At 60.0% G+C, this 14,676-nt stretch carries 17 protein-coding genes; 12 read left to right on the forward strand and 5 right to left on the reverse strand.

From position 1 onward, the window contains the following. Positions 1 to 7 precede the first annotated feature (7 nt). The 7 genes from pstA to AO240_RS11880 all read left to right on the forward strand — a co-directional run bounded on the left by pstA (position 8) and on the right by AO240_RS11880 (position 6,179). Positions 8 to 1,678 (forward strand): phosphate ABC transporter permease PstA, encoded by a 1,671-nt coding sequence (gene pstA / locus AO240_RS11850; RefSeq protein WP_058415744.1) that lies wholly within the window; start codon positions 8 to 10, stop codon positions 1,676 to 1,678. Between the two features lie 194 nt (positions 1,679 to 1,872). Further along, positions 1,873 to 2,706, forward strand: coding sequence for a phosphate ABC transporter ATP-binding protein PstB (gene pstB, locus AO240_RS11855; protein ID WP_099236640.1), 834 nt, complete (start codon positions 1,873 to 1,875; stop codon positions 2,704 to 2,706). A 130-nt stretch (positions 2,707 to 2,836) separates the two neighbouring features. Next, entirely contained in the window at positions 2,837 to 3,598 is a 762-nt protein-coding gene (gene phoU, locus AO240_RS11860) for a phosphate signaling complex protein PhoU (RefSeq protein WP_058415742.1), read from the forward strand. 168 nt (positions 3,599 to 3,766) lie between these two features. After that, positions 3,767 to 4,669 (forward strand): response regulator, encoded by a 903-nt coding sequence (locus AO240_RS11865; RefSeq protein ID WP_099236641.1) that lies wholly within the window; start codon positions 3,767 to 3,769, stop codon positions 4,667 to 4,669. 187 nt (positions 4,670 to 4,856) lie between these two features. Continuing rightward, a complete protein-coding gene (locus AO240_RS11870) occupies positions 4,857 to 5,180 on the forward strand; it encodes a type II toxin-antitoxin system RelE/ParE family toxin (protein WP_099236642.1) in 324 nt (107 codons plus the stop codon). A gap of 4 nt (positions 5,181 to 5,184) precedes the next feature. After that, the gene (locus AO240_RS11875; RefSeq protein WP_099236643.1) at positions 5,185 to 5,505 is read left to right on the forward strand and encodes a helix-turn-helix domain-containing protein; all 321 of its coding nucleotides are present in this window, start codon (positions 5,185 to 5,187) and stop codon (positions 5,503 to 5,505) included. A 2-nt stretch (positions 5,506 to 5,507) separates the two neighbouring features. Further along, positions 5,508 to 6,179 (forward strand): M23 family metallopeptidase, encoded by a 672-nt coding sequence (locus tag AO240_RS11880; protein ID WP_099236644.1) that lies wholly within the window; start codon positions 5,508 to 5,510, stop codon positions 6,177 to 6,179. Positions 6,180 to 6,183: 4 nt separating this feature from the next. On the opposite strand, the gene AO240_RS11885 is transcribed toward AO240_RS11880, so the two are convergent. From AO240_RS11885 to phoB, 3 genes are all read right to left on the reverse strand, one after another. After that, positions 6,184 to 7,524, reverse strand: a complete 1,341-nt coding sequence (locus AO240_RS11885; RefSeq protein ID WP_058415737.1) for a hemolysin family protein — start codon at positions 7,522 to 7,524, stop codon at positions 6,184 to 6,186. A 267-nt stretch (positions 7,525 to 7,791) separates the two neighbouring features. Beyond that, positions 7,792 to 9,078: a phosphate regulon sensor histidine kinase PhoR gene (gene phoR, locus AO240_RS11890; protein WP_256585935.1), complete on the reverse strand. Its 1,287-nt coding sequence runs from the start codon at positions 9,076 to 9,078 to the stop codon at positions 7,792 to 7,794. Between the two features lie 131 nt (positions 9,079 to 9,209). Beyond that, on the reverse strand, positions 9,210 to 9,899 hold the full coding sequence (phoB, locus tag AO240_RS11895) for a phosphate regulon transcriptional regulator PhoB (protein WP_032884451.1): 690 nt from the start codon (positions 9,897 to 9,899) through the stop codon (positions 9,210 to 9,212). A 152-nt stretch (positions 9,900 to 10,051) separates the two neighbouring features. Here phoB and AO240_RS11900 point away from each other — a divergent pair, with 152 nt between their 5' ends. Beyond that, on the forward strand, positions 10,052 to 10,429 hold the full coding sequence (locus AO240_RS11900; RefSeq protein ID WP_099236646.1) for a hypothetical protein: 378 nt from the start codon (positions 10,052 to 10,054) through the stop codon (positions 10,427 to 10,429). Between the two features lie 120 nt (positions 10,430 to 10,549). Here AO240_RS11900 and ubiA read toward each other — a convergent pair whose 3' ends face one another. Continuing rightward, positions 10,550 to 11,440: a 4-hydroxybenzoate octaprenyltransferase gene (gene ubiA, locus AO240_RS11905; RefSeq protein ID WP_099236647.1), complete on the reverse strand. Its 891-nt coding sequence runs from the start codon at positions 11,438 to 11,440 to the stop codon at positions 10,550 to 10,552. Further along, positions 11,440 to 12,003 (reverse strand): chorismate lyase, encoded by a 564-nt coding sequence (locus tag AO240_RS11910; protein WP_099236648.1) that lies wholly within the window; start codon positions 12,001 to 12,003, stop codon positions 11,440 to 11,442. The genes ubiA and AO240_RS11910 overlap by 1 nt, the downstream gene beginning before the upstream one ends. A gap of 195 nt (positions 12,004 to 12,198) precedes the next feature. Here AO240_RS11910 and AO240_RS11915 point away from each other — a divergent pair, with 195 nt between their 5' ends. From AO240_RS11915 to AO240_RS11930, 4 genes are all read left to right on the forward strand, one after another. Continuing rightward, on the forward strand, positions 12,199 to 12,366 hold the full coding sequence (locus tag AO240_RS11915) for a rubredoxin (RefSeq protein WP_003213373.1): 168 nt from the start codon (positions 12,199 to 12,201) through the stop codon (positions 12,364 to 12,366). A gap of 36 nt (positions 12,367 to 12,402) precedes the next feature. Continuing rightward, the gene (locus AO240_RS11920; protein ID WP_099236649.1) at positions 12,403 to 13,551 is read left to right on the forward strand and encodes an NAD(P)/FAD-dependent oxidoreductase; all 1,149 of its coding nucleotides are present in this window, start codon (positions 12,403 to 12,405) and stop codon (positions 13,549 to 13,551) included. Positions 13,552 to 13,742: 191 nt separating this feature from the next. Beyond that, positions 13,743 to 14,018, forward strand: a complete 276-nt coding sequence (locus AO240_RS11925) for an HU family DNA-binding protein (RefSeq protein WP_003213368.1) — start codon at positions 13,743 to 13,745, stop codon at positions 14,016 to 14,018. Between the two features lie 211 nt (positions 14,019 to 14,229). After that, positions 14,230 to 14,607 (forward strand): helicase, encoded by a 378-nt coding sequence (locus AO240_RS11930; protein WP_099236650.1) that lies wholly within the window; start codon positions 14,230 to 14,232, stop codon positions 14,605 to 14,607. Positions 14,608 to 14,676 lie beyond the last annotated feature (69 nt).

Raw genomic sequence — 14,676 nt, forward strand, 5'->3', positions numbered from 1 at the left:
GAAGTCTGTGAAACAGAACTCCCTGAATGGATGGTTCAAGAGCGGCGCCCCCGGCGTCTGGATCAGCGGTGGCGCAGTGTCCATCGCGGTCATCATGACCATCGGTTTGCTGGCTGTGATTGCGGTGCGTGGTTTGGGCCACTTCTGGCCGGCCGACCTGATCCAGGCCAACTACAACGTGCCGGGCCAGGAAAACCATATCGTCATCGGCGAAGTGGTGCAGAAGGAAGAAGTCCCCCGCGAGCGCCTGAAAAGCGCTGGCCTGCCGGTGCCCGACCAGGGCCCGGAGTTCATGACCCGCGAGCTGATCAAGGTCGGCAACCGCGACTTGAACGGCAACGATTTCACCTGGATTGTCGGCGAATGGCTGAAGGACCAGACCAAGCCCGCAGAGCTGATGGCCATCGAGCGTCGTGAGTGGGGCAACTTCTACGGCACCCTGGTCAACGTCAAGCAGGATGGCAAAGTCATCGCTCAAGGCGAAGCGGCGTGGCCGGAGCTGCAAGCGCGTGTCGAACGCGTGAACAAGCTGGCGGCGCAGCTCAAGAGCCTGGAAAAAACCGACATCGGCGCGATCAACGCCGGGCTGGAACGCATCCGCCTGCACGGTCGCAAGCTGGAGCTGGAAGGCAAGCTGGACGCTACCGCTCAGGCTGATATGGACAGCGGCCGCGCCGAACTGAACAACCGCTACAAGGACATCGAAGCGCGCCTGGCGGACCTGCACACCCAGTTCAATCGCGACAGCCTGACCGCCCGCGATGCCAACGGCAAAGAACTCGAAATCGGCATCGGCAAAGTGGTGCATGCCTACCAGCCGAACGCCATGGGCTACATCACCAAGGTCGGCTTCTACTTCAGCAAGGTCTGGGAATTCCTCAGCGACGACCCACGGGAAGCCAACACCGAAGGCGGGATTTTCCCGGCGATCTTCGGCACCGTAATGATGACCCTGATCATGGCGATGATCGTGACCCCGTTCGGCGTGCTGGCGGCGGTGTACCTGCGTGAGTACGCCAAACAAAACACGCTGACGCGGATTATCCGCATTGCCGTGAACAACCTGGCGGGCGTACCGGCGATTGTTTACGGCGTGTTCGGCCTGGGCTTCTTTGTGTACGTACTGGGCGGCTCGGTCGACCGTCTGTTCTTCGCCGAAGCCCTGCCGGCACCGACCTTCGGCACGCCGGGCCTGCTCTGGGCCTCGCTGACGCTGGCGCTGCTGGCGGTGCCGGTGGTGATCGTGGCCACCGAAGAAGGCCTGGCGCGAATTCCGCGCACGGTGCGCGAAGGCTCGCTGGCACTCGGCGCGACCAAGGCCGAAACGCTGTGGAAGATCGTGCTGCCGATGGCCAGCCCGGCGATGATGACCGGCATGATCCTCGCCGTGGCCCGCGCCGCCGGTGAAGTGGCGCCGCTGATGCTGGTGGGTGTGGTGAAGTTGGCACCGTCGCTGCCGCTGGATGGTAACTACCCCTACCTGCACCTGGACCAGAAGATCATGCACTTGGGCTTCCATATTTATGACGTCGGCTTCCAAAGCCCTAACGTCGAAGCCGCACGGCCGTTGGTCTACGCCACCGCCTTGCTGCTGGTGCTGGTGATTGCCACGCTTAACCTGTCGGCGGTGTGGATTCGTAACCACCTGCGCGAGAAGTACAAAGCGCTGGACAGCTAACCGAACCAATGTGGGAGGGGGCTTGCTCCCGATAGCAATGTGTCAGCTAGCACATGTGTTTCTGATACACCGCTATCGGGAGCAAGCCCCCTCCCACAGTGAACCGCGCCACACACAGATTTGAGGTAAACCGCCAGGCCCAATCATGAAGCTGGCGGTTCAACGAAATGAATTGGTAGCACAGGGAGCATCCCATGCAACACGAAACCCCTACCCACGGCATCAACATGCAGGCTTTGGGTCGCGACAAACAGAGCCTGAGTCTGGCCCAGGAAACCGTGGCCATCGAAGTGCCGGGCCTGAGCCTGTATTACGGTGATAAGCAGGCGCTGTTCGATGTCAGCATGAACATCCCCAAGCAGCGCGTGACCGCCTTTATCGGCCCGTCCGGCTGCGGCAAGTCCACGCTGCTGCGCACCTTCAACCGTATGAACGACCTGGTGGACGGCTGCCGTGTAGAAGGCGCGATCAACCTCTACGGCACCAACATCTACCGCAAGGGCGAAGATGTGGCAGAGTTGCGTCGCCGTGTGGGCATGGTGTTTCAGAAGCCCAACCCGTTCCCCAAGACCATCTACGAAAACGTGGTGTACGGCCTGCGCATCCAGGGCATCAACAAAAAACGCATCCTTGATGAAGCAGTTGAGTGGGCGCTCAAAGGCGCCGCGCTGTGGGACGAGGTAAAAGACCGCCTGCACGAATCGGCACTCGGCCTGTCCGGCGGCCAGCAGCAACGTTTGGTCATCGCCCGCACCATCGCGGTGGAGCCGGAAGTCTTGCTGCTCGACGAACCCTGCTCTGCGCTCGACCCGATTTCGACACTGAAAGTTGAAGAGCTGATCTACGAGCTCAAATCCAAATTCACCATCGTCATCGTGACCCACAACATGCAACAGGCCGCGCGGGTTTCCGACTACACAGCCTTTATGTACATGGGCAAGCTGGTCGAGTTCGGCGACACCGATACGCTGTTCACCAACCCGGCTAAAAAACAGACCGAAGACTACATCACCGGTCGTTATGGCTAGTTTGAGCAGCTGCAAGCTGCAAGCTATAAGCTTCAAGCGGCAAGTAAAGGCAGTTCAGGGTAACGATACAAATCAGCTTGTGGCTTGCAGCTTGTAGCTTGCGGCTAAATTAGATTTGCGGAGCAAAACCATGATTTCGAAGGAAGGACTCACCCATCACATCTCCGCGCAGTTCAACGCCGAGCTTGAGGAAGTGCGCAGCCACCTCCTGGCAATGGGCGGGCTGGTAGAGAAGCAAGTCAACGATGCGGTTACCGCGCTGATCGAGGCCGACTCGGGCCTGGCCCAGCAAGTGCGCGACATTGATGACCAGATCAATCAGATGGAACGCAACATCGATGAAGAATGCCTGCGCATTCTCGCGCGTCGCCAACCCGCGGCGTCCGACCTGCGTTTGATCATCAGCATCTCCAAGTCAGTGATCGACCTGGAGCGCATCGGCGACGAGTCCACCAAAATCGCGCGTCGCGCTATTCAGCTCTGCGAAGAGGGCGAAGCGCCGCGTGGTTATGTAGAGGTGCGGCATATCGGCGATCAGGTACGCAACATGGTGCGCGATGCGCTTGACGCCTTTGCCCGCTTCGATGCTGACTTGGCGTTGTCGGTGGCCCAGTACGACAAGATCATCGACCGCGAGTACAAGACCGCCCTGCGTGAGCTGGCCACTTACATGATGGAAGACCCGCGGTCTATTTCGCGTGTCTTGAGCATCATCTGGGTGCTACGCTCCCTGGAGCGAATCGGCGACCATGCGCGTAATATCTCTGAGCTGGTGATTTATCTGGTGCGCGGCACCGACGTGCGGCACATGGGTCTTAAGCGCATGAAGGCCGAAGTTGAAGGCTCAGCCGATCAAATCCCTAATGTTTCGGGCGAATCTGACGATAAGTAAGGTTGCCCGAGAAATTAACGCCCGGCCTTTGGTCGGGCGTTTTTGTTTGTGGCAGCTGAATTATTTGCGCAGCGGGAGCAATAAAATCCGGCTGTGATCAGTGAGTTTTGGCAAAATGCCATCAGTCAGGCGTTCTGCGTGCCGAAGTTTTTATAGGATGAAGGGTCGATGAGTAAAGTCAGTGTACTGGTGGTGGATGACGCCTCGTTTATCCGCGACCTGGTAAAGAAGTGCCTGCGCAACTACTTCCCGGGGATCAAGCTTGAAGACGCGGTGAACGGTAAAAAGGCCCAAGCCATCCTGATGCGCGAGACCTTCGACCTGGTGCTGTGCGACTGGGAAATGCCCGAGATGTCCGGCCTTGAACTGCTGACCTGGTGCCGCGAGCAAGCGCACCTCAAGGCCATGCCGTTTGTGATGGTGACCAGCCGGGGCGACAAGGAAAACGTGGTTCAGGCGATTCAGGCCGGTGTATCCGGCTACGTCAGCAAGCCGTTCACCAACGAACAGTTGCTGAGCAAGGTCAGGCAGGCGCTGCACAAAGTCGGCCGCCTTGACGCGTTGATTGCCAGCGCGCCGACCAAAATGAACTCGGCCTTCGGCAACGACTCCTTGAGCGCCCTGACCGGCGGCAAGCCTGAAGCGGTCAAATCGGCGCCGGTAGCGGCGGCGCCGAGCAAAGGCCTGCTTAACAACCCGCCCGCGCCAGCCGCGGTTTCGGCGTCGCCGGCCGGCGGTCGCGGTCAAGGCCAATTGCGCCTGTCCAGCGGCACCCAGCAGTGCGTAATCAAGGCGCTGAGCATCAAGGAAGCGCTGCTGGTGGTGCGTCGCGGCGAAGTCCTGCCCCAAGTACTGGAAAGCGCGGTACTTGACCTTGAGCAAGGCGACAACGCCGAAGTAGCCCGCCTCAACGGCTACCTGCACGCCATTGTCGCCTTCGAGCCGAAGCCCGACAGCGACTGGCTGCAACTGACCTTCCGGTTTATCGACCAGGATGCCCAAAAGCTCGACTACATCTCCCGGCTGATCGCGCGCGGTACGGCGCAGAAGCATTTTGTGCCGGGTGCGTGATCGCCTCATTAGCGGGAATCGACCGGCTGTCTGATTGCGGTTGAGTGGCTTGATCTATATCGGTTTCGATATATTCTCTTGATGTCGCAGCGACCTTATCAAGCCTTTGCGATGCCTTGAAACACACCTCCAGCGCTTATAGTCGAGTCGTCGATTACGCTTTTTCTTTCCAGCAAAGGAGAAGCTAATGCCGAGGCACAAGGATGTGGTGTTTTTAGGAAGTTCGCTAAAGGATCTGAAGGCATTCCCTCTGGATGCCCGAAGGGCAGCAGGTTTTCAGTTGGACTTATTGCAACAGGGTGAACAGCCTTTTGACTGCAAGCCCATGAAAACCATCGGTAGGGGTGTCAGTGAGATTCGCATCGCTGAGGAATCGGGAGCGTTTCGAGTGTTCTATGTGGTCAGTCGGCCTCAAGCTGTCTATGTGCTGCACGCACTGCGCAAGACCACACAGAAAACTGAAGCGCGTGACATCGAACTGGCTCGCCCCAGATTGCAGGAGTTAGGTTAAGCCCATGACAGACGCAAAAATTCACACCGAACATTTCAGCAGTGTTTGGGATGCCCTGGAAGAGACGCCCCAGCAAGCCGCCAACATGCGCCTGCGCTCAAAGCTGCTTTTGGAACTGTGCAAGACCATTCGTGGTTGGGAGCTTTCTCAGAAGGATGCAGCGCAACGGCTCGGTATCAGCCAGCCTCGCCTTAATGACGTGCTTAATGGCAAGATCGATAAGTTTTCTCTCGATGCATTAGTCAACTTATCGGCGGCCGCCCGGATGGACGTGGACATCTGTTTTACCGTGCAGACGCATGACCTTACACGGCCTTGTCACTGACTTTGCTTATTCGCGCACTGCTGTTTTATGGGCTGTTCACCGCCGCTACCCCGGCCATGTGCATGACGCTCTACAAGTCCACCGATGCTAATGGCGTGGTGTTTTTCAGCGACCAGCCAAGCCCTGGCGCTCAGGCGTTTGTGATTCAGGAGCGCACACCGGCGCGAGCGCAGCGGCCGGTGCCGGGCGTGCCTCAAACGCGTTATGCACAGCGCGTCTATCGTTATCCGGTGCCGTGGCGTGGCGGGCCGTTTCGCCTGAGCCAAGGGCCGAACGGCAGCTTCAGCCACACCGACGCCAAGAGCCGCTACGCCCTGGATATTGCCATGCCCGAAGGCACGCAGGTCATCGCGGCGCGCAGCGGCAGGGTGGTGAAGACCGAGACTGATCAAGCCGGGCATGGCGGTGATGCGTCAGGCAATTTTGTGCGGGTGCAGCATGATGACGGCACTGAGGGCGTGTACCTGCACCTCAAGCAAGGTTCGGTCAGCGTGCGGGTCGGGCAACGTGTAGCGGCAGGCAGCCCGCTGGCGTTGTCGGGCAATACCGGCAACAGCAGCGGGCCGCACCTGCATTTTGTGGTACAGCGCGCCACTGAGGCGGGGCTGGTATCGATCCCGTATGAGTTCAACCAGCCCGTAGGCACATTGCCCAACTTTGCGTTGGGCAACTGAGGCGTTAGTCCAGCAACAGCACCTTGGCCAATACAATCTTCGGCCCTTTCATCTTCTTGATGATGATGCGCAAGCCTTCAACTTCCAGCACTTCCTCTTCTTCCGGCACGCGTTTCAAGGTGTCGTAGATCAGGCCTGCCAGGGTTTCGGCTTCGATGTGGTCGAGGTCAACGCCCAGCAGGCGTTCCACCTTGAACAGCGGCGTGTCGCCACGCACCAGCAGTTTGCCCGGCTGGTAGGCGAGGATGCCGCGCTCGGCCTTGCGGTGTTCGTCCTGAATGTCGCCGACCAGCACTTCAAGCACGTCTTCCATGGTCAGGTAGCCGATGATGTTGCCGTCGGCCTCTTCCACCAGGGCAAAGTGCGCGCCGCCTTTGCGGAACTGCTCCAGCAACTGCGACAGCGGCATGTGCCGCGACACGCGCTCCAGCGGGCGCGTCAGCTCGGCCAGGTTGAACGACTCGGGAATGTGGTCCAGCGCAGCCAGTTCCAGCAGCAAATCCTTGATGTGCAGCAGGCCGACGAACTCGTTGCGCACCGCGTCATACACCGGGTAGCGGCTGAATTTGTGGCGACGGAACAGCGCGAGGATTTCCTTGAGCGGGGCGTTGAAGTCCAGCGTCACCAGGTCTTCCCGCGAGTTGGCCCAGTCGACCACTTCCAGCTCGCCCATCTCCACGGCTGAAGCCAGCACGCGCATGCCTTGGTCGCTCGGGTCCTGGCCACGGCTGGAGTGCAGGATCAGCTTGAGCTCTTCGCGGCTGTAATGGTGTTCATGGTGCGGGCCAGGCTCGCCCTGGCCGGCGATACGCAGAATGGCGTTGGCGCTGGCGTTGAGCAGGTAGATCGCCGGGTACATCGCCCAGTAGAACAGGTACAGCGGCACGGCCGTCCACAGCGAGAGCAGTTCGGGTTTGCGAATCGCCCAGGACTTGGGCGCCAGTTCACCGATCACAATGTGCAGGTAGGAAATCACGAAGAAGGCGGCAAAAAACGACACGCCCTTGATCACTTCCGGCGACTCGACGCCCACAGCGCCCAGCAACGGCTCGAGGATATGCGCAAAGGCCGGCTCACCGACCCAACCAAGGCCCAGGGAGGCGAGGGTAATACCCAACTGGCAGGCCGACAGGTAGGCGTCGAGCTGGTTGTGAACGGTGCGCAGGATCTGCCCGCGCCAGCCGTTTTTGTGGGCGATGGCCTCGACCCGCGTGGCGCGCAGTTTGACCATGGCAAATTCCGCCGCAACGAAAAAACCGTTGAGCAGTACCAGGACCAGTGCAAAAAGAATCATGCCGAAGTCGGCGAAGAGTGTAGCGAGGGTGATACCAGGGGAAGGGTCCATGATGGGGTTTTGCAGGTTCCATGTGTTCAATAAGGGGTGGCAGCAGGCCTGCAAGGCAGGCGCAAGTCGGTCAATGTAGCGGCTGACGGGGCGCTTGCCTAGTGCCCGCTGCCGGGCGGAGCCGGGAAAGTGTTGTTGAAAAGCGTGAAATTCTAATGTGGAGGGGGCTTGCTCCCGATGAGGGAGTATCAGTCAGCAAATCTGTCGGCTGATACACCGCCATCGGGAGCAAGCCCCCTCCCACATTGGATGGGTGGTGTTTTTGGGTTACTCATCCTTCTCGATCACTCGCGAACGGGTCACTTGCGTCGGTGGAAAGTGGCAGGTGAAGGTACTGCCATGGCCCAGCACGCTGGTGATTTCCAGCCGCGCACGGTGGCGCAACAACACGTGTTTGACGATCGCCAAACCAAGCCCGGTGCCGCCGGTATTGGAGTTGCGGCTGGAGTCGACGCGGTAGAACCGCTCGGTCAGGCGCGGCAGGTGCTTGGCGTCGATGCCGATGCCGGAGTCCTGCACGCTCAAGTGCGCGCCGTGTTCATCGGCCCACCAGCGGATGCGAATAGTGCCCTTGTCCTGGGTGTACTTGACGGCGTTGAACACCAGGTTGGAAAACGCGCTGCGCAACTCGCCCTCGCTGCCTTTGAGCAGCACCAGCGCGTCGGCTTCCAGGCTGATGTGTTGCTCGCGCTGGCCAGAGAGCGCCTGGGCGTCGTTTTTGATGGTCTGCAACAGGCTTTGCACGCTGACCGGTTGGTTGTCCGACGGGTAATCGGTGGCTTCAAGCTTGGCCAGCAGCAACAGGTCGTTGAGCAGGGTCTGCATGCGTGAACCTTGCTGCTGCATCTGTTGCAGCGCTCGGCTCCAGCGCGGGTTGATCTCGTCAACGTTGTCGAGCAGCGTCTCCAGATAGCCGCAGATCACCGTCAGCGGTGTGCGCAGCTCATGCGAGACGTTGGCGACGAAGTCTTTGCGCATCTGTTCCAACTGGTGAATGCGGGTCACGTCACGCACCAGCATCAAGTGTTCGTTGTTGCCATAGCGCGTCAGGTAAAGCTGGATGCGCACGCGGTCATTGGTGGGCGAGGGTATTTCCAGCGCTTCATCGTAGTTCTCCTGTTCGAAGTACTCCTTGAAGCGCGGGTGGCGCACCAGGTTGGTCACCGGCTGGCCGCTGTCTTGCGGCGTCTTGAGGCCCAGCAGGGTTTCAGCGGCGCGGTTCCACCATTCCAGGTTGCCATCGCTGTCGAGCATGATCACCGCATCTTTCAGCGCGGCGGTAGACTCTTGCACCCGGTCGATCACCGCTTGCAGGCGCCCGCGAACCCGCTGGTCGCGGCGTTGCAGGTGGTAAATGCTGTCGAACACCTCGCCCCACAGGCCGTAGCCGTCGGGCGGAGCTTCCTCGGGTTTGTGTTGGCGCAGCCATTCATGCAGGCGCAGCAATTGTTTGAGGGTCCAGCCCAGGTACAGGCCGATACCCACGGCCAGGCTCCAGCCGTATTGGCCGCTGGCCAAGCCCACCACCAGGCAGCCGGTGATTAACAGCAACATGTGGCGGATCAGGGTGCCATGCCAGTTTTGGTTCACGATCGGTCCTTCGGGCAGTTACACGTTTCAAGCGGCAAGCCACACGTAAAAGCACATTGGCTTTAACTTGCCGCTTGTAGCTGACTGCTTGTGGCTCAGCTCTTGGTCGAAAACCGGTAGCCGGTGCCGCGCACGGTTTGTACCAGATTCTCGTAAGCATCGCCCAAGGCTTTGCGCAGGCGGCGGATATGCACATCGACGGTGCGCTCCTCCACGTACACGTTGCCGCCCCACACTTGGTCGAGCAATTGGCCGCGTGTGTAGGCGCGTTCCTGGTGGGTCATGAAAAATTGCAGCAGGCGGTATTCGGTCGGGCCCATCTCGGCCGGTGTGCCGTCGATGGTCACGCGGTGGCTGATCGGGTCGAGTATCAGGCCACCGACCTCGATAGGCGCTTCGCCATCGGTCGGGCCGGCGCGGCGCAGTACGGCTTTGAGGCGGGCAACCAGTTCGCGTGGCGAAAATGGCTTGGTGATGTAGTCATCAGCGCCAACTTCCAGGCCCTGGATCTTGTTGTCCTCTTCGCCTTTGGCGGTGAGCATGATGATCGGAATATCCCCGGTCAGCTCATCACGCTTGAGGCGGCGGGCCAGTTCGATGCCGGAGGTGCCGGGCAGCATCCAGTCCAGCAAGATCAAGTCCGGCTTACGGTCGACGATAATCGCATGGGCCTGCTGGGAGTTCTCAGCCTCCAGGCAGTCATAGCCGGCCATTTCCAACGCAACGGCGATCATTTCGCGAATGGGCGCTTCGTCGTCAACGATCAGAATGCTCCTGCCAACCATGCTAAGTCCTCTTGTCATTTAACTGTCTTGCGCCGCATTAGATAACGGAATTATTGCATTCGTGTGACAGTAATTTAGTCGCTCGGGCAATTCGCGCGTCTCTGGGCTACGCTTTGGGTCCGAATCCTGACAACCGCAAAAGGAAGGTTCCGATGACTGACCGTACGATTTCCTGGAAAGCCCTGCTGGTAACGGCCGCGTTGACGCTGCCGACCCTGGCATCTGCGGCGGACCCGGCTATGACTAAAGATGGAATGTTGGTGGACCACAAGGGTTTGACCCTTTACACCTTCGACAAGGATGCCGACGGCAAGTCGGTGTGCAAGGACCAGTGCGCGACCAACTGGCCGCCGCTGAAGGCCGAGTCTACCGATAAGTCGATGGGCAAGTGGACGGTCATCACGCGTGATGATCAAACCAGCCAGTGGGCCTATGAAGGCAAACCGGTATACACCTATAAAGATGACAAGAAAGCCGGTGACAAGACCGGTGATGGCAAAGGCGGCGCGTGGCACATCATCAAGCCCTGACTCTCGGTCTCGGTGCCGCTAAGGCCTTCGTGGGCAAGCCCGCTTCCACACGTGGAATGCATTTCAACTGTGGGAGCCGGCTTGCTCGCGAAGGCATCCGAACAGCCACCGCAAAAAGTCTCAGCGAAACGCGTAATCCGCCACGATCCCGACAAAAATCGCCAGCCCGGCCCAGTGGTTGTGCAAAAACGCCTTGAAGCATTTCAGGCGGTCCCTGTCGCGGGTGTACCAGAACTCCCAGACAAAACAGCCTGCCGCCGCCAGCAAGCCCACGTGGAACCAGCCGCCCAGCTCGAACCGCATGCCCGCCAGTAGCAGGCACACCAGCGCCAGGCTTTGCAGGGTGAGAATGATCACCCGGTCGGCATCGCCGAACAGAATAGCGGTGGATTTCACGCCGATCTTCAAGTCATCGTCGCGATCAGTCATCGCGTAATACGTGTCGTAGCCCACCGTCCACAGCAAGTTGGCGATGTACAGCAGCCACGCCGTGGCGGGCAAGTGCCCGGTCTCGGCGGTAAACGCCATCGGCATACCCCAGGAAAACGCCGCGCCCAGCACCACCTGCGGGTAATAGGTGTAACGCTTCATGAACGGGTAGCTCGCTGCCAGGGCCAAGCCGCCGAGTGACAGCAGGATGGTCATGGCGTTGGTCAGCAGCACCAGCAAGAAACTGATGCCCATCAGCACCGCAAAAAATACCAGCGCCTCTTTCGAGCTGATTTTGCCGCTCACCAACGGGCGCTGCTCAGTGCGTTTCACATGGCCATCGACCTTGCGGTCGGCCCAATCATTGATCACGCAGCCGCCGGCGCGCGTCAGCGCCACGCCCAGCACAAAAATCACGATATTGATCAACGAAGGCGAGCCCTTGCCGGCGATCCATAGCGCCCACAGCGTCGGCCACAGCAACAGGTAAATGCCGATCGGCTTGTCCATGCGGGTCAACTGAATGAAGTCCCAGGCCCTTGGGTTCAAACGGTTCAAGGATTTGAGCAAGCGTTGATACATTAAGGGTTCTCCGGGTGTTCATGCAGCGCGTGCCAGAAACTCGGCAGGAAGACTTCCGCGACCAGCACGCTCAGCGGCCCGCGATCAAAGCGCGAGCGGCGCGCCCACAGGCCGTCGAGCTGGTCTGCAGTCGGCAGCCATTGCCGTGGGTAATGGCACACTTCAATCGCCTGGCGCGCAAATGCCTGGTCGCAGAACAGCAATTCACCCAACGAGCGGCTGCCCAACGCATCCATGTGCAAGCCATCACCCTGCAGGGCACTGCGAGCCGCCACGCTGCGGGCGAACACCCAAGGCTCGGCATGCCCACGCAGGTACACCTCGCGCACCCAACCGACCGTGGCCGGCGCCAGGCCCAGCGCGGCACATTCATCCGCGCGCAGCGGCTGCCAGCCTTCGAACAGCGGCGTCACGCTGAAACCGTCGTTGGACAACTGCGTCAGCCGCCGTGTCAGCGAGCCTTCGTCGAACAACCAGTTGAGGGTCAGGGGCGCAGGCGCAGGGCTCAGAAGGCGTTGGGTCAGCCATTGGCAAGCATCGGGAAGGTCGATTGAGTGCGACACGGTGAGTCAGTATTGGCAGCAAAAGAGGCGGCGAGCTTACCATGGCGTCCTGAGCTTTTGCCGGGCCAAACTGGCCGCATGCGTCGATCGCGCTTGCATCTGCCGGCCCCGATCAGTACAAAACGCCCTGAGCCGTACGGCAACGTTGGTCTATCGACCGTCGGCCAAGATGCCTGGACCCTGAGGAAGCAAGTAATGAAGAAGTGGCAATGTGTAGTGTGCGGCCTGATCTACGACGAAAAAGACGGCTGGCCGGATGACGGAATCGCCCCCGGCACTCTGTGGCAGGACGTCCCGGAAGACTGGCTGTGCCCGGACTGCGGCGTCGGTAAAATGGATTTTGAAATGATCGAAATCGGCTGATCGTCGAATCAAGAAACGTACTACAAGGAGAAAGGAATGAACGTACCTGTCGTGATCATCGGCACAGGATTGGCCGGTTACAACGTAGCCCGCGAGTTTCGCAAGCTCGACAGCGAGACCCCATTGCTGCTGATCACCGCGGATGACGGGCGCTCCTACTCCAAGCCCATGCTCTCCACCGGCTTTGGCAAAAACAAACAGGCCGATGGCCTGAGCATGGCTGAACCTGGCGCCATGGCCGAGCAGCTAAAGGCCGAAGTGCGCACTCACACCCGCATCAGTGGCATCGACCCGGGCCACAAGCGCCTGTGGATCGGCGAAGAAGCCGTGGCTTACCGTGACTTGATCCTGGCGTGGGGCGCAGAGACGGTGCGTGTGCCGGTCGAAGGCGATGCGGGCGAGCTGGTGTTCCCGATCAACGACCTTGAAGACTACGCGCGCTTTCGCGCCGCGGTGGCCGGCAAACGCCGCGTGCTGGTACTCGGCGCCGGGCTGATCGGCTGCGAATTCGCCAACGACCTGATTCTTGGTGGTTACGAAATCGACCTGGTGGCGCCGTGCGAGCAAGTCATGCCGACGCTGCTGCACCCGGCGGCGGCGGCTGCGGTAAAAGCCGGGCTGGAAGGCCTTGGCGCGCGTTTCCACTTGGGGCCGGTGCTCAACCGCCTGCAGCGCAGCGCTGACGGCCTGGAAGCGCACCTGTCGGACGGTGAAGTGATCCACTGCGATGTGGTGGTCTCGGCTATCGGCCTGCGCCCGCGTGTCGACCTTGCCGCCGCCGCCGGCCTGCAAATCAATCGCGGGATCATGGTGGACCGCCACCTGAAGACCTCCCACGCCAATATCTACGCCTTGGGCGACTGCGCCGAGGTCGATGGCCTGAACCTGCTCTACGTGATGCCGCTGATGAGTTGCGCCCGCGCGCTGGCGCAGACGCTGGCCGGCAACGCTACCGCCGTCAGCTACGGGCCGATGCCGATCACCGTGAAAACCCCGGTCTGCCCGCTGGTGGTTTCGCCACCGCCACGCGGCACCGAAGGCGTGTGGAGCGTTGAGGGGCAGGGCGCCGACATCAAGGCCTTGTGCCGCGACGCCAGTGGCCGCCTGCTGGGTTATGCACTGACCGGCAGCGCCGTGATGGAAAAACTGGCCTTGAACAAAGAACTTCCTCCGCTGCTGGCGTAAATAGCTGTCGTTCTGTCGGAATAACCCGGTTTTTCCCGGTAGAAAGGTCGCCGCGAGACTGGCGCGGCGTCCGAGGGCATGCCATCCTCACTCCCGTCTGCCGCAGAGTAGAGCCTGCGGCGCCTTGGGCGCTGCTCCGTTAGAGAGCAGCACGGACATAACAACAAAAAACCGTCAAAGAGGCTTCACTTATGCGTAAACCAGAACTCGCAGCCGCCATCGCTGAAAAAGCGGATCTCACCAAGGAACAGGCCAACCGCGTCCTCAATGCCGTTCTCGAAGAAATCACCGGCGCCCTGCATCGCAAGGACAGCGTCACACTGGTTGGCTTCGGCACCTTCCTGCAACGCCACCGCGGCGCCCGCACCGGCAAAAACCCGCAAACCGGTGAGCCTGTGAAAATCAAGGCCAGCAACACCGTTGCGTTCAAGCCGGGCAAGTCGCTCAAAGACAGCGTCAACCCGTAACAGCGGTACGTCTCGAAGGGAGGCGGGGCGGTAAAAAGAATGGGCACGCCGGCTGGGTCGGGTGCCCATTTTTTTGTGTGGGGCGAGGGGATTTGTTGCTATAAGCGTTAAACGCCTGCCGATCTCCGGCTAAAGCCCAAGATCGGTGGCGTTCCACCTGCAAATCGTTAAACTGTCGCGGCCACTTAATAATCAGACCGAGGCCGTTTGCATGAAATTTCGTCTTTTGCTGTGGGTACTGGGCCTGATGATGGGCAAAGCCAGCCGCACTAACCCTGCTTTCCAGCAACAGCTGGGTGACAAAGACCTGGCGTTCCAGTTGCAGACCCTCGACGGCAACGTTGCCCGTCACTTCATCGTCAAAGACCAGCGCATCACCAGCCGCTCAGGTGTTCACCCAACGCCGGCCTTTGCTATCGCCTTCAAAGATGCCGCCTACGGCTTCGCCACGATGCAGGCCAAGAACAAGCAACTGGCGTTCATGACGGGCATTCAGGACAAGTCGATTCAAATCAAGGGCAACCCGGCGCTGGTAATCTGGTTTCAGGGCTTGACCAAGTATTTAAAGCCGAAGAAAAACAAACGCTGATGTCAAAGGCCCGCCCGCTTCCACATGGCAACGCGACCAATGTGGAAGCCGGGCTTGCTCGCGATGCAG

This window comes from Pseudomonas sp. ICMP 460, assembly GCF_002723595.1.
Lineage (GTDB): Bacteria > Pseudomonadota > Gammaproteobacteria > Pseudomonadales > Pseudomonadaceae > Aquipseudomonas > Aquipseudomonas kitaguniensis.

Excerpts from the sequence above, each read along its gene's own strand:
- pstB (WP_099236640.1), top strand. The coding sequence starts at position 1,873 with ATGCAACACGAAACCCCTACCCACGGCATCAACATGCAGGCTTTGGGT.
- phoU (WP_058415742.1), top strand. The coding sequence starts at position 2,837 with ATGATTTCGAAGGAAGGACTCACCCATCACATCTCCGCGCAGTTCAAC.
- AO240_RS11865 (WP_099236641.1), top strand. The coding sequence starts at position 3,767 with ATGAGTAAAGTCAGTGTACTGGTGGTGGATGACGCCTCGTTTATCCGC.
- AO240_RS11870 (WP_099236642.1), top strand. The coding sequence starts at position 4,857 with ATGCCGAGGCACAAGGATGTGGTGTTTTTAGGAAGTTCGCTAAAGGAT.
- AO240_RS11875 (WP_099236643.1), top strand. The coding sequence starts at position 5,185 with ATGACAGACGCAAAAATTCACACCGAACATTTCAGCAGTGTTTGGGAT.
- AO240_RS11885 (WP_058415737.1), bottom strand. The coding sequence starts at position 7,524 with ATGGACCCTTCCCCTGGTATCACCCTCGCTACACTCTTCGCCGACTTC.
- phoR (WP_256585935.1), bottom strand. The coding sequence starts at position 9,078 with ATGTTGCTGTTAATCACCGGCTGCCTGGTGGTGGGCTTGGCCAGCGGC.
- phoB (WP_032884451.1), bottom strand. The coding sequence starts at position 9,899 with ATGGTTGGCAGGAGCATTCTGATCGTTGACGACGAAGCGCCCATTCGC.
- AO240_RS11900 (WP_099236646.1), top strand. The coding sequence starts at position 10,052 with ATGACTGACCGTACGATTTCCTGGAAAGCCCTGCTGGTAACGGCCGCG.
- ubiA (WP_099236647.1), bottom strand. The coding sequence starts at position 11,440 with ATGTATCAACGCTTGCTCAAATCCTTGAACCGTTTGAACCCAAGGGCC.
- AO240_RS11915 (WP_003213373.1), top strand. The coding sequence starts at position 12,199 with ATGAAGAAGTGGCAATGTGTAGTGTGCGGCCTGATCTACGACGAAAAA.
- AO240_RS11920 (WP_099236649.1), top strand. The coding sequence starts at position 12,403 with ATGAACGTACCTGTCGTGATCATCGGCACAGGATTGGCCGGTTACAAC.
- AO240_RS11925 (WP_003213368.1), top strand. The coding sequence starts at position 13,743 with ATGCGTAAACCAGAACTCGCAGCCGCCATCGCTGAAAAAGCGGATCTC.
- AO240_RS11930 (WP_099236650.1), top strand. The coding sequence starts at position 14,230 with ATGAAATTTCGTCTTTTGCTGTGGGTACTGGGCCTGATGATGGGCAAA.